Below are 19,635 nucleotides of genomic sequence, written 5' to 3' on the forward strand. Positions count from 1 at the left end.
CCCGGGATCCCCCTCCGCCGATCATCGCCGCACGCCCGTCGACCCCTCGGGCCGAACGGGCCCGCCATCGTGTTCCTGGTGGGACGGGGCGTGATGGGGGCCGCGTCTCCCCCCCCCCCCCCGGACCCGGTGCGAGGGTTCAGCTGCTCTCGCGCCTGACGAGCGCGATCCTGCCGACGACGTCGAGCGGGGGGAGTGGGGTGCCCTCCACCGTGTGCAGCGCGAGGGCCGCGAGGTAGCGCCCGAGGCCGGCCGTGTCCACGTGCACGGTCGAGATGCTCGGGAGCATGAGGGCGGCGATGGGCGCGTCGTCGTGGCCGACGACGGCGAGCTTCTCGGGTACCGCGATCCCCGCGCGGGTCGCCGCGCCGATGATCCGGGCGGCGATGTCGTCGTTGTAGGCGACGACCGCCGTCGTCCCGTCCCGCACCCATGCGGTCACGAGACCGGTCGGGTCGGCTTCGACCGGTCGGCGTTCGAGTTCGACGCCGCACTCCAGCGCGGTCGCTCGCGCGAGCTCGTACCGCTCGTCCGACAGGGACCGGAGCCGCGGGTCGGCGGTGTCGGCGTAGACGAGCCGCTCGTGGCCGAGCTCCAGCAGGTGGCGGACCTGCAGCACGGGACCGCTGCCGACCTGGAGTGCGTCCGAGGTGTCCTCCGGCGCTGGGGGATTCGCCGCGATCCGCGCGCCGCTCGCTCGGATCGCCATCTCCTGCTCCTCGGTGAGCGGCACCAGTCCCAGTACGACGTCCGGTTGCAGCGTCTCCCAGAGCGGGCGGGCGCGGCCGTCGGCATGGGGCGTCCAGGTGACGAGGCTGTAGCCGGCCTCGTCGAGTGCGAGCGAGGCCTCGTCGAGGTTCGACCCGAGACTGTGCTCGATCGGCCAGTCGGGCAGGACGAGCAGGACGATGTTGCTCTGACCCGATGCGAGAGCGCGAGCTGCGCGGTGCGGGCGGTATCCGAGTCGATCCGCCGCGGCGATCACTCGCGCCCGTGTCCCGGCCGAGATCGTCTGCCCCGAGGTCGCATTGAGCACGAACCCGACGGTCGCGCGCGAGACGCCCGCCAGGCGCGCCACATCGGCGGCGGTGATCCGCCGCTCCAGCTGCTCCTGCGACATGCCTGCTCCGTCTGCTTGCGCGCTCTAGTCCCAAACGCTAGCGTTCCCCCCGATGCTAGCGCGCGCTAGTTGCACATTCGAGTGACAATGAGGTCTCCTGTGTCTCCCACGTTCCCCGGCGAGTCCGCCGATGAGGTCACGGCGACGACGGTCCCGGCAGTTCCGCTGCCGGCAGGCCCGGTCGAAACGCTGACCGCCGCGCCCGCCGCTGCGTTGCCGCGGGTCGGTAGCCGCTACATCTGGCTGCAGGTACTCGGGCAGGGCGCCGTCTTCATCGCCTTCATCACGCCGATCGCGATCTCGCTCGCGGTGCGGCTCGGCGAGCTCGCGCCGGGGCATCAGGAGTACCTGGGCTTCATCACCGGTACGGGCGCGTTCTGGGTCCTGCTCACGTCCCCGTTGGTCGGCACCCTCAGCGACCGGACCCGGTCCCGTCTGGGACGACGGCGTCCGTTCATGCTCGCCGGAATGCTGATCGGCGTGCTCTCGCTCGTCGTCATGGCGCTCGCGCCGAGCGTGCTCGTCCTCGGGCTGGGGTGGGTCCTGGCGCAGGCCGGGTGGGGCACGACCCTCGCCGCACTCCAGAACATGAACGCGGACGTGCTGCCGGAGGAGCAGCGCGGCAAGGTCGCCGGTCTCACGGGCGTCTCGACGCAGGTCGGTCCCGTGGTCGGCGTGATCATCGCCAGCGCCTTCACGCGCGGTCAGGACCTCGCGATGTTCCTCGTCCCCGGCGCGGTCGGCGTCGTGGTCGTCCTCCTGTACGTGCTCCTCGTCAAGGAGCAGGACAGCCGCGGCAACACCTTCGCCGAGCCGCTGACGCTCCGGTCGCTCTTCGGTCGTTACGTCTACAACCCGCGGCGGTTCCCGGACTTCTCCTGGAACTGGGTCAGCCGATTCGCCTTCTACTTCGGGATCACGCTCAGCACGACCTTCACGGCCTACTTCTTCGCGCAGAAGTTGGGGATCAGCGTGGCTGCGATCGGAGGCATCGTCGCGACCCTGGGTGGGGCCGGTGTTCTCGCCACGACGCTCGGAGCGATCGGTGGTGGCTTCCTCTCTGACCGGCTGCATCGCCGGCGCGTCTTCGTGCTGGCTGCGGCGGTCATCTTCGGCGCGGGCGCGATGGTGATGGCCTTCGCGCCCACGCTGCCGGTGCTCGTCGTCGGGTCCCTGCTCACGTCTGTGGGAATCGGTGCGTTCGCCGCGATCGATCAGGCGCTGCTGCTGGACGTCCTGCCGGAGAAGGAGACGGAGGCCGGGCGGTACATGGGCATCACCGGCTTCGCCACCTCGATCCCGCAGGCGGTCGCGCCGCTGGTCGCATCGGCGCTGCTCGTCGTCGGCGTCTCCGGTGCCGACAAGAACTACACGTTGCTCTACGTCGCCGGAGCCGTCATCACGGTCGGCGGGGCGCTCGCGGTCCTCCGTATCCGCGCCGTCCGCTGAATCAGCATTCCCGAGAGGTCCACATGTCGCACCCCACTTCGCCCCGCATCGACGCGCCGCGCTTCGAGCACCACCGCGAGGCACTCGGCATCGGCGAGCGAGCACCGCGCCTGAGCTGGATCGTCCGGGATGCGCCGAACGGGTGGCGGGGCCGCGCGTTCGTCGCCGTGCAGCGCGACGGCACCGGTACGACGACCCGCGTCGAGCTCGCCGGTTCCGAGTCGGTGCTCGTGGACTGGCCGTTCCCGCCGCTCGCCTCCCGCGAGCGGCGCGAGGTCCGGATCGAGGTGCGCGGCGAGGACGGGACGACGACGGCGAGCCCCTGGGCGTCGGTCGAGGCGGGGCTGCTCGACGCGGGGGAGTGGACGGCCGTGATGGTCGGGCCGGAAGACGGCACCGACGCTGCGGCCGCCCGATCGCCGCTCCTGCGGACCGGGTTCGACCTCCCCGCCGGGGAGGTCGTGCAGGCGAGGCTCTATGCGACCGCCCACGGGCTCGTCGAGCCGTGGATCAACGGCACGCGGGTCGGGGACCACGAGCTCACGCCGGGGTGGACCGCGTACGAGGCGCGCCTCCGGTACGCGACCTTCGACGTCACGCCACTCGTCGCTCCCGGCGCGAACGTGCTCGGGGCCTGGCTCGGCGACGGGTGGTGGCGCGGCCGGCTCGGCTGGGACGGGCGCCGCGACATCTACGGCTCCGACCTCGGCGTCCTCGCACAGCTGGAGGTGCGGTACGCCGACGGATCGGTCGTCACGGTCGCGAGCTCGACCGACTGGACCGCGGCGCCGAGCGCGATCGAGGCCTCGGACATCTACGACGGCGAGACCTTCGACGCGACCCGGTACGACCCGAGCTGGTCGACGGCGGGCTTCGACGCGGCGACGTGGACCTCCACCGCCGTGCGCACGCGCGAGCTCGCGACACTGGTCGCGCCCGACGGGCCTCCCGTCCGCCATGTCGAGACCCTCGCGGTGCGTGACGTGCAGCGCAGCCCGAGCGGCGCCCTCGTCCTCGACTTCGGGCAGAACCTCGTCGGGCGTCTGCGGATCCGCGTCCGCGGCGCGGAGGGTGACGTCGTCACGCTCCGGCACGCCGAGGTGCTCGAGCACGGCGAGCTCGCGACCGAGCCGTTGCGCACGGCGAAGGCGACCGATATCTACCGATTGAGCGGCGCCGCCGAGGGTGAGGAGTGGGCGCCCCGGTTCACATTCCACGGCTTCCGCTACGCCTCCGTCGAGGGATGGCCGGGCGAGTTCGACCCCGCGTCCGTCGTCGCCGAGGTGCTGCACAGCGACCTCGAGCGCACCGGGACGTTCTCGAGCTCCGACCCGCGGGTCGACCGGCTGCACGAGAACGTGGTCTGGGGCATGCGCGGCAACTTCGTCGACGTCCCGACCGACTGCCCCCAGCGCGACGAGCGGCTCGGCTGGACCGGCGACCTCCAGGTGTTCGCCCCGACCGCGAGCTTCCTGTACGCCTCGGGCGGGTTCCTCGCGTCCTGGATGCAGGACCTCGCCGCCGAGCAGCGTCGTCTCGACGGGGTCCCGATGGTGGTCCCCGCGGTGACGATGGGCGCCGCCATCCCCACGGCCGGCTGGTCCGACGCGGCCACGGTCGTGCCCTGGACCGTCTACGAGCGGACCGGCGACACCGGCATCCTCCGCAGGCAGTACCGCAGCATGGTCGACTGGGTGGACCAGGTCGCCGCGCTCGCGGGCGACGACCACCTGTGGAACACGGGGTACCAGTTCGGCGACTGGCTCGACCCGACCGCCCCGCCCGAGCGCCCGGACGCGGCGAAGACGTACCCGGAGATCGTCGCCACGGCCTACTTCGCCCGGTCGAGCCGCATCGTGGCCGACACCGCGGCGGTGCTCGGCGAGCACGCGGACGCGGAGCGCTACACGGCACTTGCGGATGCGGTGCGCGAGGCGTTCCGGCGGGAGTACGTGACGGCGACGGGGCGTCTGCTGTCGGACAGCGCGACCGCCTACGCGATCGCACTGCAGTTCGACCTGCTCGAGGGGGACCTCGAGCGCGCGGGTGCCGCGAAGCGCCTCGCCGAGCTCGTTCGGGACACGGGCTACACGATCCCGACCGGGTTCCTCGGGACCCCGGTGATCATGGACGCCCTCACGGCGACGGGCCACGTCGAGACCGCCTACCGGCTCCTGCTGCAGGAGAAGGCGCCGTCCTGGCTGTACGAGGTCAAGCAGGGCGCCACCACGATCTGGGAGCGGTGGGACTCGCTGCTCCCGGACGGCACGGTCAACCCGAGTGGCATGACCAGCTTCAACCACTACGCCTTCGGCGCGGTCGCGGACTGGCTGCACCGCACGGTGGCCGGCATCGCGCCGGCCGCGCCGGGCTACCGCCGGATCCGATTCGCTCCGGTGCCGCCGCGTCGCGGGCTCGTCGAGGCGGCATCGAACCTCGCGACGCCGTACGGCGACGCCGCCGTCGAGTGGCGCCTCGCCGACGGGAGCATCGAGCTCGCCGTGACGGTGCCGGTCGGCGCGACCGGCGAGGTCGTGCTGCCGTCCGGCGCCCTGCATGCGGACCTCGCTGCTGGTGTCCACCGCTTCGAGGAGCCGTTCGAGGTCGACGCGGTGACGCGGCTCGAGGTGACCGTCGACACCCCGCTCGGGACGCTGATCGAGGACGACGCCGCGATGGCGGTGCTGATGGGCGTCGTGACGAAGTACGTCCCGGAGGCGGCCGAGCAGATGTCCGGCGGCCTCCGCGGTCAGGACTCGGTCACGCCGCGCCAGATCGCCGGGATGCTGCCGCACACGGAGGAGGTCCTGCACGACCTGGAGCGCGGCTTCGCGGCGGTGTCCGCCGGGGAGCCGGTGCCCGAGGACGTCACGACCCGCGAGGAGGCCGCTGTCGACGACGCGCTCGCGGATGGCGCGGCGCTGCTCACCGGGGCGGACTTCTGGTCCACCCGGGCGGTCGCCGGCGTCCGCTCGCTGGTGCTGACGGACGGTCCGCACGGCGTACGACGGCAGGACCAGGCGTCCGATCACCTGGGCATCAACGACAGCCTGCCCGCGACCTGCTTCCCGACGGCGTCGGCGATCGCGTCGAGCTGGGACCCGGAGCTCGTCGAGGAGGTCGGCGTCGCACTCGGCCGCGAGGCCCGCTCGCACGGTGTCGACGTGCTGCTCGGACCGGGCGTGAACATCAAGCGCTCCCCGCTCGGCGGCCGCAACTTCGAGTACTTCTCGGAGGACCCGCGCGTCGCCGGCGAGCTCGGTGCGGCCTGGGTCCGGGGCGTGCAGTCGACCGGCGTCGGTGCGTCGCTGAAGCACTTCGCGGTCAACAACCAGGAGACCGACCGGATGCGCGTCGACGCGCAGGTCGACGAGCGCACGCTGCGCGAGCTGTACCTGCCGGCGTTCGAGCACGTCGTCACGACCGCGTCCCCGGCGACCGTGATGAGCGCCTACAACGCGGTGAACGGGCTCTTCTGCTCCGAGAGCCGTCCGCTGCTGACCGGCCTGCTGCGCGAGGAGTGGGGCTTCGACGGCGTCGTCGTCTCCGACTGGGGCGCGATCAAGGACCGCGTCGAGGCCCTCGCCGCCGGCCTCGACCTCGAGATGCCCGGTCCGAGCGAGACCTCCACCGCGACGATCCTCTCCGCGGTCCGCGACCGCCGCATCGACGGCGTCGCGGTGGAGGCCGCGGCCGCGCGGATCCGGCGACTCGCCGAGCGCACCCGCCCGGCCGGTCCCGCCGCGCTGATCGACGTCGATGCGCACCACGCGCTGGCCCGCCGCGCCGCGGCGCGGTCGATCGTCCTGCTGCGCAACGAGCGCGGCACCCTCCCGCTCCAGCGCGAGCCGCGCGTCGCCGTGCTCGGCGCGCTGGCCGTCGACCCGCAGTTCCAGGGCGGCGGGAGCTCGCATGTGAACGCGACTCGGGTGGACGAGCCGCTCGCGGAGCTCCGCCAGCAGCTCGGTGCCGACCGTGTGACCTACGCCCCCGGGTACGCCCGGGCCGCGGACGCCGACCAGGACGCGCTCCGGGCGCAGGCGGTCGAAGTCGCACAGGAGGCGGACATCGCCGTCGTCTTCGTCGGGCTCTACGAGTCCGAGCAGTCCGAAGGCTTCGACCGCACCGACCTCGAGCTGCCGGCGGCGCACGTGGCCCTGATCTCTGCCGTCGCCGATGTCGCACCGCGCACCGTGGTCGTGCTGCAGAACGGCGGGGTCGTCTCCCTCGAGCCGTGGCACGACCGGGTCGACGCGATCCTCGAGGGGTTCGCACTCGGGCAAGCCGCGGGCGGCGCGATCGCCGACGTGCTCACCGGTCGCAGCAACCCGTCAGGCCGACTCGCGGAGACCATCCCGATGCGCCTCGCGGACACGCCCTCCTACCTCACCTTCCCCGGAGAGAACGAGATCGCCCGGTACGCGGAGGGCCTCTTCGTCGGGTACCGGTACTACTCGACCGTCGATCGCGAGGTCCGCTACCCCTTCGGGCACGGGCTGTCCTACACCTCATTCGCAGTCAGCGACCCGGCCGTCACGGCCACCGGCCCCGACACGGTGCACGTGCGCCTCGAGGTGACGAACACGGGAGCCGTCGCCGGCACCGAAGTCGTGCAGCTCTACGTCTCGCCGCGCAACGCGCCGGTCCGCCGCCCGGTCCGAGAGCTGCGGGCGTTTCGTGTCCTGCACCTGGAGGCGGGGGAGTCGCAGCAGATCGACGTCGAGCTCGAGCGTCGCGCTTTCGCCTTCTGGGACGTCGCGAAACAGCGGTGGAAGGTCGCGGCGGGTGAGTACGTCGTCGAGGTCGGACGCTCGGCGGCCGACATCGCGGCTTCGGCCGCCGTCGTCCTCGAGGGCGATTCGGAGCGGCCGGATCCCCTGACGCTCGACTCCACGGTGCAGCAGTGGTTCGACCACCCCGCCGTCGGCCCTGCTCTGCTCGAGGGCATGCTCCAGGGGGCGTCCCCGGAGCAGCGCGCGGACATGGAGTCCAACCTCGACGCGCTCAAGATGATCGGGTCCATGCCGATGGCCCAGTTCGCGCGGATGCCGATGGTCGGCATCCCGGATGAGGCGCTCGAGCAGCTCATCGGGCTCAGCGAGGCCGCTGCAGCCGGGATGCTCTCCAAGCAGTTCGGCGCATGAGCGACGCCCGTACTCGGGTCCTCCTGACCGGCGCGACCGGCAACTGGGGCCGTGCGACCCTTCGGGCGTTCCGCGAGCACGCGGATCGCATCCAGGTCACCGCGTTCTCGCTGCCCTCGGAGCAGGACCGCGCGGTCCTGGCCGGCTTCGCGGACATGGAGAACCTGTCCGTGGTCTGGGGCGATCTGACCGATCCGGAGGCGGTCGCCGCAGCGGTGCGGGAGATCGACCTCGTGCTCCACGTGGGCGCCGTCGTCTCGCCCCTGGCGGACGCGAAGCCGGAGCTCGCACGCAGGGTCAACATCGAGAGCATCCGGAACATCGTCGCCGCGGTGCGGGCACTGCCGGACCCCGCGAGCGTCGGCGTCGTCGGCATCGGGACCGTCGCGGAGACCGGGAACCGCAACCCGCCGCACCACTGGGGACGGGTCGGGGATCCGATCCGCGTCTCCGAGTTCGACGAGTACGGCCAGACCAAGGTGGTCGCGGAGCGGATCCTCGTCGACTCCGGGTTGCCCCGGTGGGCGTCCCTGCGCCAGACGGGGATCTTCCACCCCGGGATGCTCGAGATCCGCGACCCGATCATGACCCACTCCGTCCTCGGCGGGGTCATGGAGTGGGTGACCGCCGAGGACTCCGCCCGCCTGCTCGTCGGCATCTGCGATCCGGACCTGCCCGAGGAGTTCTGGGGCGGGATCTACGACATCGGCGGCGGCGAGGAATGGCGCCTCACCAACTGGCAGCTGCAGCAGGCCATCGCCGGCGCACTCGGCGTGCGCGACATCCGACGCTGGTACGAGCGGAACTGGTTCGCGACCCGCAACTTCCACGGCCAGTGGTGCACCGACAGCGACCGCCTCCACGACCTCGTCCCGTTCCGGCACGACACCTTCGAGGGCGCTCTGGCTCGTGCCGTCGCCGCGCTGCCGCGCAGCGTGCGGTCGGCCGGGAAGGTGCCCGCGTGGCTCGTCCGACGCTTCGTGATGAAGCCGCTGGCGGAGCAGCCACGAGGCACCATGCACGCGATCAAGACCGGCGACGAACGGCACATCGCCGCGCACTTCGGTTCACTCGAGGCATGGCGGGCCATCGGCGGCTGGGACACGTTCGAGGCGCCGACGCCCAGCAGGGTGCCGAGCCTGCTCGACCACGGCTACGACGAGACCGTGCCGAGCGACCACTGGGACACCGCGCTGCTCGGCGACGCCGCCCGCTTCCGCGGCGGCCGCCTGCTCGACGACGTCCCGCCGGGGACCGCCGCGGTCCCCGTCCGGTGGCGCTGCGCAGTCGGTCACGAGTTCACCGCGAGCCCCCGGCTCATACTGACCGGCGGCCACTGGTGCCCGCAGTGCGTCACCCGTCCCGACCAGTACCGGGAGCAGGCGGAACGCAACCCGTTCCTGGCACAGCTGATCGACGCGTGACCGCACGCAGTCGGCTGAGTGCGGATCGCTCCGCCCCGGAGGAGGCCTCACGACCACCGTCGTCGTCGGATCGGCTGCCCGCAGGATCGGCTCGTGGACGCCTCGCGAGTTGCAGCGCTCGGTCCGGTACCGCCGGCCGGGCAGCGGGCCGCCTCCGGGTTCCTCCGCGACCTGGAGCTGGACACGGTTCCCGCTGTCGCGGGGCTCTGCATCACCACGCCGCGGGGTCAACGAGGCCTTCATCTACGGCGTGCGCGCGAGTGACCTCGAGCTGACCCCGGGGATCACCAGCCACCGCCGGACGCTCCACGCGCAGGACCACGACATCGCTTCCCTGCTGCGCGCCGGGACGAACACCGTTCGGCTCGTCCTCAGCGACGGCTGGTCCCGCGGACGCATCGGATCCCGGACGGCTTCGGCAGCGAGCCGGCCGTGATCGCCGCCCTCCTGATCGGGAGCGATCCGCGGCGGTCTCGGTCGTCATCGACCCCTCCTGGCGTGTCGGGGTCGGAGCGATCGTCGCCGCCGACCGTCATGGACGGCCAGACCGCGGACCTCCGACGGACGCATGCTCGAGCGGACGAGCACGCTGTGCTCGCGACCGACCCGCCCACTGCGGATCGCGGCCCACCGTCGAGCGGCGCCGCGCGAGCGCCCGTGCGAGCCGGGGACGTGGAAGTGGGCGCGCCCGGTCAGGTCCGGGCCGACGGAGGCAGGCCGCATCGCCAGCAGGTTGCGGCGGGGTCCTCCGTCAGCGCACCGCAGGCGGGACAGAGCTCGGAGAGCCAGCAGGGGGAATCGCCGCCCTGCGCCTCGGCGTGCACGGCGCCGGCGATCGGGCACACCGCGTCACCGCCGCTCATCCCGTGCGCTCCTCCCGATCTCGTCCCTCCCGAGGGTAGGCCGGTCGTCCCCGCGGCGAGTCCCGCCAGGATTGGGGCACCCGTGCGTCCGCTTCGCGGGTACCAGGAGGAACCGTGGCCGATTCGCCCGAGCAGCCGGTGCCCGCGTCCGAGCCGCACGTCGTCGTGACTCCGAGCGTGCTGTACGTCGGCACACCCGCCTATCTCGTCGCCACCACGAACCCGGACGGGACGCCGAACCTCGCACCCGCGTCGTCCTACTGGGCGCTCGGTCAGATGCTGGTGCTCGGGCTGGAGGCGGAGGGGCAGACGATCGCCAACCTGCTCGACCGGGACGAGTTGACCCTCGGCTTCCCGTCCGGCGACCTCTGGCGCGCGGTCGCGCGGCTCGCCTACGTCACCGGACGTGATCCGGTACCGCCGGCGAAGGCCGCGCGCTATCGGCACACGCCCGACAAGTTCGCGGAAGCGGGCCTCACCCCGCAGCTCTCGGACCTCGTCGCGCCGCCGCGCGTGCTCGAGTGCGCGCTGCAGTTCGAGGCCCGCGTCCGCCGGATCACACCGGGGCTCGACCGGAGCTACGCCATGGTCGAGGCGGAGGTGCTCCGCGTGCACGCCGACCCGGCGATCCTGAAGCCCGGAACCGACCACATCGACCCGACCCGGTGGGACCCGCTGGTCTACAGCTTCCGTCACTTCTTCTCCCGCGGCACGGAGCTCGGCTGGCTTCCGTCCAGCCCGACCGCGGAGGAGGACCCACCGATCGACGCCGGGTGAGGTCCGGTGCCCCGCCTCTCGGCGACCCGGGGTCCGCCCGCAGGACCGAGGCCCCTGCGCCGCCGGCGTGCCGGCTGGGCCTCCGACACGCGTGAAGATTCGATATCAGGTTTCCTGGGATTCGCGTCGCAGTTGTGCCACGATGCCGGAGGCGCAGATCGCCACCTTCAACGAGGAAGGCTCGGACATGTCCTTTGCAGCAACCCGGTCGCAGTCCACGACTGCACCGCTCTACCGACTCGATCGCGGCACGCTCGTCGCGGCCGCTTTCGGGATCCTCCTGGCGCAGCTCGCGCTCGCGATGCCCGCCGTGCTGAACGGCCTCTTCCAGCAGGATCTGGGGACGAGCGCGTCGCAGCTGACGTGGATCTCCGACGCCTTCCTGGTGCCGGTCACCCTGTTCGAGCTGACGTTCGGCGTGCTCGGCGACCTCTTCGGGCGGAAGCGGCTGCTGGTCGGCGGCGCCGCAGTCCTCGCCCTGGGCGAGCTGATCGGCATGCTGACGCCGCTCTCCGGCCCCACGGACCTGCGCGTCGCCATCCTGTTGATCGGCCAGGTGCTGACGGGACTCGGCGCGGCGGCGCTCATGCCGACGACGTTGGCGATGGTCGCCGCGGGAACCCACACTCCGCGCGACCGGGCACGCGCGATCTCGTTCTGGGCGGCCGCGCTCGCGGTCGGCGCGTTCGCGTCGCCGGTGATCGGCGGCTTCCTCGCGCAGTTCCCGTTCGGCAGCGGCGCGTACACCAGCTGGCGCTGGGGCTTCCTCGCGTGCGTCGTCCTCGGCGTCGCCAGCGCGGTCCTCTCGCTCCTCCTCGCGAAGGACTCGTCGGCCCCGGAGGGGCGGTCCCTCGACTGGCCCGGTCAGATCACCATCGCGATCGCCCTCTTCGCGCTCCTCTACGCGGTGATCCAGGGGTCGACGAGCGGGTGGGGCAGCCCCGATGTCGTGATCGGGTTCATCGTCGCGGTCGTCGTGTTCATCCTGTTCCTCCGCGCGGAGCAGCGCTCGAAGGCGCCCCTGCTCCGACTCGACCTGTTCAAGAACCGGGCGTTCGCCGTCGCGGCGATCTCGACCGTGTTCGGGATGTTCGCGTACCTGGCGACCGCGTACACGACGAGCATCCGCATCTCGGCCATCCAGGGCTTCTCGCCGCTCGTCACCGCGATCGCGTTCGTGCTCCTGAACGGCATGACCCTGCTGCTCGCCCCGCTCATCTCCAGGCTGATGGAGCGGTACAACCCGCGGTGGATCATGGCGGCGGGCTTCGCCCTCATCGCCGTGGGAGATCTGTGGGCGGCGGCGGTCCCCGCCTCCACGATGTCGGTGGGCCTCATTGCGGTCCCGCTCGGCATCGTCGGCGTCGGCTTCGCTCTCGGCCTCCACGCGATCACCGGGGTCGCGGTCAACACGGTGCCGAACCGCCTGTCCGGCATGGCGAGCGGCACGACGAGCCTGCTGCGCGACTTCGGTTTCACCCTGGGGCCGGCGGTCATCGGGTCCATCGCGCTCTCGCAGGCGGCGGCCGAGATCCACGCGAAGCTCGCGGCGAGCCCGACGCTCAGCGCAGCCCTCGCGGCCTTCAACGCGGCGCCCGCGAAGGCGACCGGCGCGCAGCGTGCGGAGCTCGAGGCCGCGGTCGGCGGCGTCAACTCCGGTCCGCTCGGTGCGAACGCGGTGCCGGCGACCGTCACGCTGCCGAGCGGGCAGACCGTGCCGTTCAACCCGCTCAAGGGCGTCGCGTTCGCCGCACTCGACCACGCGTACGCGTTCGGGTACGTCATCTGCGGCGTCTCCGCCCTCATCGCGGCGGTCCTCGCCGCGGTCGCTCTCGGCGGCGCCACGCGCAACACGCAGCTCGTGGAGGAGTCCCTCGAGCGGTAGGAGGCGGCTCGCGCCGGCGCTGGGGTGCCGCGCGGCTCGGGTGCGGGACGCTCATCGCGTGGGTGTCACCGGTCCGTTCCGCGCGCAGCTCTTCGACGTCCTCTCCGGCGATCCGACCGGGGAGCCGGAGTGGGTCCGGGAGCTGGGCCGGGGGAGCGGACCGGGCCTGTTCCCGGTCGGCAGCGCGGCCTGGGAGGTGCACCGCGATGCGACGACGCTGGTCGCGGGACCGCGGGCGCTCCTCATGCAGGCGTTGCATCCCGGGCCGATGGCGGGGGTCCACGACTGGTCCCGCTACCGGGAGGATCCGCTCGGACGTCTGCAGGGGACGATCCGATGGATCACGACGGTCACCTACGGGAGGGCCGACCAGGCCCGAGCGGCGTCCCAGGCGGTGCAACGCCTGCACGAGCGGGTCCGCGGCACGTACGTGGACAGGAACGGCGATCGGGTCGCGTACGCCGCGGATGACGCCGACCTCGCAGCCTGGGTCCACATCGCGTTCATGGACTCGTTCCTCCGCGCCCACCTGCGGTACGGCGAGAGACCGATCCCCGGCGGCGCGGACGCCTACGTCGCGCAGTGGGCGCTCGCCGGCGAGCTGATGGGCGTGGAGGCTCCGCCCCGGAACGTCCGGGAGCTCGAGCAGCGGCTCGACGCGTTCTGGGAGTCGGGCGTCCTGCGCGTCGACGCGCGGGTGCGCGAAGCGGTCGAGGTGATCCGACGTCCGCCGCTGCCGACGCTCCTCCGGCCGGCCTATCCCGCGATCTTCGCGGGCTCGGTCGCGACCCTGCCGGACCGTGCGCGTCGGATGCTCGGGCTGCGGCGCCCCGGCCCCCTGTCGGACGCCGCGACGCGCGCCGTCGTTCGGGCGAGCGCTCATCTGCTCGGCGAGGCGCCGACCGCCCGGCAGGGACGGCAGCGGAACGAGGCGGCGACGTGAGGCACTGGCGCTGAGAGCAGCACCTGTGCGGCTCGGCCCCGCGATGTGCCGCTCGCGGATTCCCGAGGGGCCAGAATGGCACTGAGCTGCCGGGCTCGTGGACGAGGAGCAGGATGAGCGACGTCATCAAGCGCCCGCCGAGCATGGTGGACGTGGCGAAGGCGGCCGGTGTGGCCCACATCACCGTCTCGCGGGTGCTGAACGACCCGGACACCGTGCGGCCGGAGACCCGGAGGCGTGTCGAGGCGGCGGTCGCCGAGCTCGGCTACCGGCGGAACGACGCCGCGCGGAACCTGCGGATGGGGCGTTCGACGACCCTCGGCCTGATCATCGCGGGCTGGGAGCTGTTCGAGCTGCCGAGGACGCTGCTCGGGGTCGAGCGGGTCGCCCGGAACGACGGGTACTGGATCTCGATGGCGAGCTCGCAGGGTCCCGAACCGGATCGGCTCGCGGAGGCGATCGGGCGGCTGACCGAGCAGCAGGTCGAGGGCATCGTGATCATCGCCGATCGTCCGGCGGTCGAGGAGTTCCTCGACGACTTCGCGCCCCCGGTCCCCGTGTCGATCGTCACGTACGGCGGTGTCGCGAACCCTCGTCTGGCATCGATCGAGCTGGATCAGGTGCTCGGTGCCCGCCTCGCCACCCGACACCTGCTGGATCTCGGGCACACGCACGTCGCGCACATCGCGGGTCGGCCGGGTGTCTACGACGCCCATGCCCGGATCGACGGCTGGCGGACGGAGATGGCGACCTCCGACCGCGCCGTGCCGGTGCTCATGGACGGCGATTTCACCGCGGCCAGCGGCTACCTGGCCGTCAAGCAGCTGTGGGCCTCCGGCGAGCGTCCCACGGCGATCTTCGCCGGCAACGACCAGATGGCGATGGGCGCCCTGGCGGCCTTCGCAGAGCTCGACGTGCGCGTGCCCGCGGACGTCTCGATCGTCGGGTTCGACGACATCGCCGGGGCCCAGTACCTGGTGCCGTCGCTGACCACGGTCAGGCAGGACTTCCAGGCGCTCGGCGAGCAGGCGACCCGGGTGCTCCTCGACGAGATCGCGGGGGCGGAGCCCGCGCACCACCTGATCCCGCCGATGCTCATCGAGCGGTCGAGCACGGCGGCACTGGCGCGCTGATCGCACGCGCCACCGCGCGGCTCCTGGCCATCCTGATCGCCGCGTCCGGCAGGCGAGGAGCGGGGGCTCCCGCGTTGCCGCGGCTCGTGACCCAGGAGGCGAAGGCGCGACTCCGGCGTGTCGCGGACCGCTTGTCGACAAATGTTAGCGTTGCCATTAACGTTGCCATCGCTTCTCGGCGAGCCTGATCTCCCACTTCTCGGGATCGTGCTGCGATCGGGTCGTTCCTACGAGGAGGTGGGTATGAGGCGCACGACATCGCGACCCGGAGACCGGTCGAGCCGCATCGGCCACGCCGCATGAGCACGCAGCAGGTGCTGACCGAGACCGTCGTCGAGACGGTCGCGACCGAACCGGCTCAACGCGGACAGGTTCCCCGTGCGCGAGGCGGATCTGTCCGGGGGCGACGGAAGTCGAAGAAGTCGGTGCGGATGTTCCTCTGCATCGTCCCCTTCATGGTGCTGGTGTTCGTCTTCTCGTACCTGCCGCTGTACGGGTGGCTGTTCTCGCTGTACGACTACCAGCCCGCGCTCGGTCTGGCCGGCAGCCCCTTCGTCGGGCTGCAGTGGTTCCAGCTGATGGTCGGCTCACCGACCCAGATCGCGCAGATCGGCCAGGTGCTGCTCAACACGCTCGCGATGAGCTTCCTCGGGATCGCGACGTCGGTGCTGCCGGTGATCTTCGCGATCTTCCTCAACGAGGTCCGCGCGCCGTGGTTCCGCAACCTGGTTCAGACGCTGACCACCCTGCCGAACTTCATCTCCTGGGTGCTCGTCTTCATGATCGCGTTCTCGATGTTCTCGAGCTCGGGTCTCGTGAACGGCGTGCTCCAGGACGCGGGGCTCATCACGGCGCCCATCCACTTCCTCGACTCGAGCTCGCACGTCTGGCTGACGATGCTGCTCTGGAGCCTGTGGAAGACGCTCGGCTGGGGCGCGATCATCTACCTGGCGGCGATCACGGGCATCGATCCGGCGCTCTACGAATCGGCGAGGGTCGACGGCGCCGGACGATTCCAGATCATGCGGCACATCACCGTGCCGCAGCTCATGCCGACCTACGTCGTGCTGCTGATGCTGTCGGTCGCCAACCTGCTGAACAACGGCATCGAGCAGTACTACGTCTTCCAGAACGCGTTCAACGAGAAGTACATCCAGGTCCTCGACCTGTACGTGTACAACGTCGGCCTCACCGGCAACAACCTGTCGCTCGCCACCGCGATCGGCATGTTGAAGAGCGTGATCTCGCTCATCCTCCTCGTCGTCGTCAACGTCATCGCCAAGCGCGTCCGCGGCGCTTCGATCATCTAGGGATCCGTCATGGCAGGAATTCCGCTGCGCCCGACGGCGCGCCCCATCGTGAAGACCCCGCAGGATCGCCTCTTCTCGGTGGTCGTCTACACGGTCTTCGGGCTCTTCGCACTGATCTGCGCCTATCCCTTCTACTACCTGATCATCAATTCGATCAGCAGCAACAACCTGTCGGCCCTCGGGGACGTGCGCTTCGTGCCGCTCGGGTTCCACCTGTCGAACTATCCGCAGGTCTTCCAGCTGCCAGGGCTCGGTCTCGCGGCTGCGGTCAGCATCGCTCGCACCGTGCTCGGCACACTCGGCACGGTGCTCGTGTCCGCGTTTCTCGGCTTCATGTTCACGCAGCAGCGCATGTGGGGCCGGGTGTTCTGGTACCGGTTCACCCTGATCACGATGTACTTCAGCGCCGGCCTGATCCCGGTGTTCCTGATCATCAAGGCGATCGGGCTGACGAACAACTTCTGGGTCTACGTCATCCCGTACCTGGTGCAGCCGTTCAACATCATCCTGGTCAAGACGTTCGTCGAATCGATGCCGCAGTCGATGCAGGAGGCGGCCGAGATCGACGGGGCGAACATCCTCCAGGTGTTCCGCCGGATCTATCTGCCGAACATGCTGCCGATCCTCGCCACGGTCGCGATCTTCTCCGCGGTCGCGCAATGGAACATGTTCCAGGACACGCTGATCTACGTCACCGATCAGAGCCTCTACACGCTCCAGTACCTGCTCTATTCGTTCATCAATCAGGCGAACAGCCTGGCGCAAGCCGCGCAGAACACGAACGGCGGCAGCCTCAGCGCCGTCGCCTCGGCGGCGGCCGGGCAGACCGCGACATCCATCCAGGTGACCGTGGCGGTCGTGGTTGTCCTGCCCATCATCTTCGTCTACCCCCTTTGTCAGCGGTTCTTCGTCAAAGGAATCATGCTCGGCGCCGTCAAGGGCTGATCGAGCGGAATGCAATCGCACCGTGCACAGTGAAAGGAAAGCAATGAAGCAGTCCGACGGAAGCAGCATGATCAAGCGCCGCCAGTTCCTCATCGGAGCCATGGGGGCCGGCGTCTCGCTCGGTGTCATGTCGTTGTCCGGGTGCTCGCTGATCTCCGGCACCTCGCAGCAGAACGCAGGGCCCACCGGCGCGTTCCCGACGAAATGGAGCAAGCCGATCACGGTCACCGTGTTCGACGACCTCGCCAACTACCAGGGGTTGCAGACGGGGTGGTTCGCCGCCCTGGTGCAGAAGAAGTTCAACATCAAGCTGAACGTCATCGCGCCCAACGTCGCGGGCGGTGGCGAGACCCTGTTCAACACCCGGTCCGCGGCCGGCGACCTCGGCGACCTCGTCGTGCTCGGGTCGGCGCAGCACCTGACCCAGGCGGCGAAGGGCGGCCTGCTCTACGACGCCTCGTCCTTCTACAAGAACATGTCGAGCGCGAAGAAGTACGACGCGGCGGTGGCCTTCACCAACCAGGGCATGAAGGGCAAGGTCGCCTTCCCGAGCTCGGTGTCGAGCCGCAAGCCCTCGCAGCCGTCGGAGGGAGCCGACCCGACCTTCGGGCCGTACGTCCGCTGGGACCTCTACGGCAAGGTCGGGTACCCGCAGGTGAACACCCTCGAGGACCTGCTGCCGGTGTTCCAGGAGATGCAGAAGGCGGCACCGAAGGCGCCGAACGGCAAGCCGACCTACGCGTTCTCCCTGTTCAAGGACTGGGACGGCAACATGATGACGGCCGCGAAGCAGCCGGCCTGCTACTACGGGTTCGACGAGATGGGCTTCGTGCTCGCGGCCGCGGACGGCTCCTCCTACGAGAGCCTCATCGACTCGGGGTCGCACTACGTCCGAGCGCTGCGCTTCTTCCACAAGGGCTCGCAGCTGGGCCTCATGGATCCGGACTCGCCCACCCAGAACTTCTCGACGCAGAACGCGAAGTTCCAGAACGGTCAGGTCCTGTACTGCTTCTGGCCGTGGGTCTGCAAGCCGGCCTACAACACCGACGCCAACATGAACGCGGGTCGCGGGTTCGAGATGCTCGACCTCAAGGACGCGAAGATCTTCTCGTACGGCGCGCAGCCGCTCGGCAGCAGCTCCAACTCGATCGGCATCGGCGTCAAGGCGCAGGACCCGCAGCGCATGGCGGCGTTCATCGACTGGCTCTACTCCGCCGAGGGCGTCTACGCGAACGGCAGCCAGACCGGCTCGGCGCCGGGCCCGAAGGGGCTCACGTGGGAGCTCCCGAAGAAGGGCGACCCGGAGCTCACCGCGTTCGGCAAGAACGCGATGCTCGGCGGCTCCACCCAGCAGGTGCCCTCGGGCTGGGGCACCGGTACGTACGCGAAGGGCGTGTCCGCGCTCAACGTCACCCTCGTCACGGCCGTCGACGAGGACCCCGCCACCGGGCAGCCGTTCCTCGTGACCGAATGGCCGAGCTACCTGAAGGAGACCTCCAACGCGCTGACCCAGGACTGGTCGGGCCGGATGGGCGGCGCGAAGACCACGATCGACTACCTGCAGTCGCACGGTCAGCTCTCGGTCGGCGCGGGCTCCGGCTACGTCGCGCCGCAGGACACCGCCGAGATCCAGACGCTGCGCAACCAGATCAAGTCCGTCATCGTCCAGGCGTCGTGGCGCATGGCCATGGCGACGAGCGACGCCGACTTCGAGTCGCAGTTGAAGGACATGCAGTCGACGGCGAAGGGCCTCGGGTACGAGAAGGTGCTCGCGGTGGACATGGAGCACGCGAAGGCCCAGAACGACGCGCGCGTCGCCATCGTCAAGAAGTTCGGCTGATCCGTGGTCGCCGGACGGGAACCGGGCCGGCTCGAGCCCGTCCGGCGACGCGGGCTCGGGGGACCGCGTACGGTGCAGGCAGCAGGGGGAGGCGGTGCGCTGACGGTGGAGCAGGACGCGAGCGGGCGGATGCTCAGGGGGCTCGGCGCGTTCGGGGCCTTCGTGGTGCTGAACGTCGTCCATCTGCTCGCGTGCGTCCCGATCGTCACGATCGGCGCGGCGACCAGCGCCCTGTTCTCCGTAACCCTCCGGTACTCCGAGGACGAGGGTGGGGGGCTCGTCGGCGAGTACCTGCGCGAGCTGCGTGGGTGCCTGCGGTCGGGCACGCTGCTGCTGCTCGCCCTGCTGCTCCCCGCCGGGGTGCTCGCGTTCGCCGGGTTGTTCTGGGCGTTCCAGGGCGGTCCGTTCGCGATCGTGGTGCCCGTGCTCGCGGCGATCGGAACGGCCTACCTGTTCGCCGCCTTCGTGTGGGGCGCGGCGATGGTCGGCCGATTCGATCAGACGACCGGGCGGACGATCAGGAACGCGCTGCTCCTGCCCGCGGCCGAGCCGTGGCGGACCACGGTGATCGTCCTCGTACCGGTCACCGCCGTGTCGCTCGCCGTCGTGTTCCCGCCGTTCGTGATCGTGCTGCTCTCGATCGGGTTCTCGGTCGGGGCGTACCTGCTCGGCTTCCTGCTCCACGGCGCCTTCGCCCGGCACTGATGCGCTGATCGGCGCCGCGCCCGGACCCCGGGGTCCGACGGTGGACCGGTCCCGCTTGACAGAATGACAACGTTTTCACAGCACAGGCCCGTCCGAC

The 19,635-nt window shown here is 70.8% G+C and carries 13 protein-coding genes; 12 read left to right on the plus strand and 1 reads right to left on the minus strand.

Features of this window, described 5'->3' with window-relative positions; genetic code table 11:
- Positions 1-139: 139 nt before the first annotated feature.
- Positions 140-1,120 carry a LacI family DNA-binding transcriptional regulator gene (locus ACTHLI_RS13240; RefSeq protein WP_440184490.1) on the minus strand — a complete coding sequence of 327 codons (981 nt, stop codon included), beginning with the start codon at positions 1,118-1,120 and terminating at the stop codon, positions 140-142.
- A 99-nt stretch (positions 1,121-1,219) separates the two neighbouring features.
- Between ACTHLI_RS13240 and ACTHLI_RS13245 the strand changes: the two genes are divergently transcribed.
- The 12 genes from ACTHLI_RS13245 (at position 1,220) to ACTHLI_RS13300 (ending at position 19,538) form a co-directional block, all read left to right on the plus strand.
- A complete protein-coding gene (locus tag ACTHLI_RS13245; protein ID WP_440184492.1) occupies positions 1,220-2,569 on the plus strand; it encodes an MFS transporter in 1,350 nt (449 codons plus the stop codon).
- Between the two features lie 23 nt (positions 2,570-2,592).
- On the plus strand, positions 2,593-7,713 hold the full coding sequence (locus ACTHLI_RS13250) for a family 78 glycoside hydrolase catalytic domain (protein ID WP_440184495.1): 5,121 nt from the start codon (positions 2,593-2,595) through the stop codon (positions 7,711-7,713).
- Positions 7,710-9,137 (plus strand): NAD-dependent epimerase/dehydratase family protein, encoded by a 1,428-nt coding sequence (locus ACTHLI_RS13255; protein WP_440184499.1) that lies wholly within the window; start codon positions 7,710-7,712, stop codon positions 9,135-9,137. Before ACTHLI_RS13250 ends, ACTHLI_RS13255 begins: the two co-directional genes overlap by 4 nt.
- A gap of 109 nt (positions 9,138-9,246) precedes the next feature.
- Positions 9,247-9,573 (plus strand): alpha-L-rhamnosidase N-terminal domain-containing protein, encoded by a 327-nt coding sequence (locus ACTHLI_RS13260; RefSeq protein ID WP_440184502.1) that lies wholly within the window; start codon positions 9,247-9,249, stop codon positions 9,571-9,573.
- Positions 9,574-10,114: 541 nt separating this feature from the next.
- Complete coding sequence (locus ACTHLI_RS13265; RefSeq protein WP_440184505.1) at positions 10,115-10,777, plus strand: flavin reductase family protein; 663 nt, start codon at positions 10,115-10,117, stop codon at positions 10,775-10,777.
- 187 nt (positions 10,778-10,964) lie between these two features.
- The gene (locus ACTHLI_RS13270; RefSeq protein ID WP_440184508.1) at positions 10,965-12,662 is read left to right on the plus strand and encodes an MFS transporter; all 1,698 of its coding nucleotides are present in this window, start codon (positions 10,965-10,967) and stop codon (positions 12,660-12,662) included.
- A 58-nt stretch (positions 12,663-12,720) separates the two neighbouring features.
- The gene (locus ACTHLI_RS13275; protein ID WP_440184510.1) at positions 12,721-13,605 is read left to right on the plus strand and encodes an oxygenase MpaB family protein; all 885 of its coding nucleotides are present in this window, start codon (positions 12,721-12,723) and stop codon (positions 13,603-13,605) included.
- Between the two features lie 113 nt (positions 13,606-13,718).
- Positions 13,719-14,738, plus strand: a complete 1,020-nt coding sequence (locus ACTHLI_RS13280) for a LacI family DNA-binding transcriptional regulator (protein ID WP_440184512.1) — start codon at positions 13,719-13,721, stop codon at positions 14,736-14,738.
- A gap of 299 nt (positions 14,739-15,037) precedes the next feature.
- Positions 15,038-16,048: an ABC transporter permease gene (locus ACTHLI_RS13285; RefSeq protein WP_440184514.1), complete on the plus strand. Its 1,011-nt coding sequence runs from the start codon at positions 15,038-15,040 to the stop codon at positions 16,046-16,048.
- A 9-nt stretch (positions 16,049-16,057) separates the two neighbouring features.
- Positions 16,058-16,993 carry a carbohydrate ABC transporter permease gene (locus ACTHLI_RS13290; RefSeq protein WP_440184517.1) on the plus strand — a complete coding sequence of 312 codons (936 nt, stop codon included), beginning with the start codon at positions 16,058-16,060 and terminating at the stop codon, positions 16,991-16,993.
- A 43-nt stretch (positions 16,994-17,036) separates the two neighbouring features.
- Complete coding sequence (locus tag ACTHLI_RS13295; RefSeq protein WP_440184520.1) at positions 17,037-18,833, plus strand: ABC transporter substrate-binding protein; 1,797 nt, start codon at positions 17,037-17,039, stop codon at positions 18,831-18,833.
- A 72-nt stretch (positions 18,834-18,905) separates the two neighbouring features.
- Positions 18,906-19,538, plus strand: coding sequence for a DUF624 domain-containing protein (locus ACTHLI_RS13300; protein WP_440184524.1), 633 nt, complete (start codon positions 18,906-18,908; stop codon positions 19,536-19,538).
- Positions 19,539-19,635 lie beyond the last annotated feature (97 nt).

It is taken from the genome of Amnibacterium sp., assembly GCF_051956055.1.
Lineage (GTDB): Bacteria > Actinomycetota > Actinomycetes > Actinomycetales > Microbacteriaceae > Amnibacterium.

Excerpts from the sequence above, each read along its gene's own strand:
- ACTHLI_RS13240 (WP_440184490.1), bottom strand. The coding sequence starts at position 1,120 with ATGTCGCAGGAGCAGCTGGAGCGGCGGATCACCGCCGCCGATGTGGCG.
- ACTHLI_RS13250 (WP_440184495.1), top strand. The coding sequence starts at position 2,593 with ATGTCGCACCCCACTTCGCCCCGCATCGACGCGCCGCGCTTCGAGCAC.
- ACTHLI_RS13255 (WP_440184499.1), top strand. The coding sequence starts at position 7,710 with ATGAGCGACGCCCGTACTCGGGTCCTCCTGACCGGCGCGACCGGCAAC.
- ACTHLI_RS13270 (WP_440184508.1), top strand. The coding sequence starts at position 10,965 with ATGTCCTTTGCAGCAACCCGGTCGCAGTCCACGACTGCACCGCTCTAC.
- ACTHLI_RS13280 (WP_440184512.1), top strand. The coding sequence starts at position 13,719 with ATGAGCGACGTCATCAAGCGCCCGCCGAGCATGGTGGACGTGGCGAAG.
- ACTHLI_RS13285 (WP_440184514.1), top strand. The coding sequence starts at position 15,038 with ATGAGCACGCAGCAGGTGCTGACCGAGACCGTCGTCGAGACGGTCGCG.
- ACTHLI_RS13290 (WP_440184517.1), top strand. The coding sequence starts at position 16,058 with ATGGCAGGAATTCCGCTGCGCCCGACGGCGCGCCCCATCGTGAAGACC.
- ACTHLI_RS13295 (WP_440184520.1), top strand. The coding sequence starts at position 17,037 with ATGAAGCAGTCCGACGGAAGCAGCATGATCAAGCGCCGCCAGTTCCTC.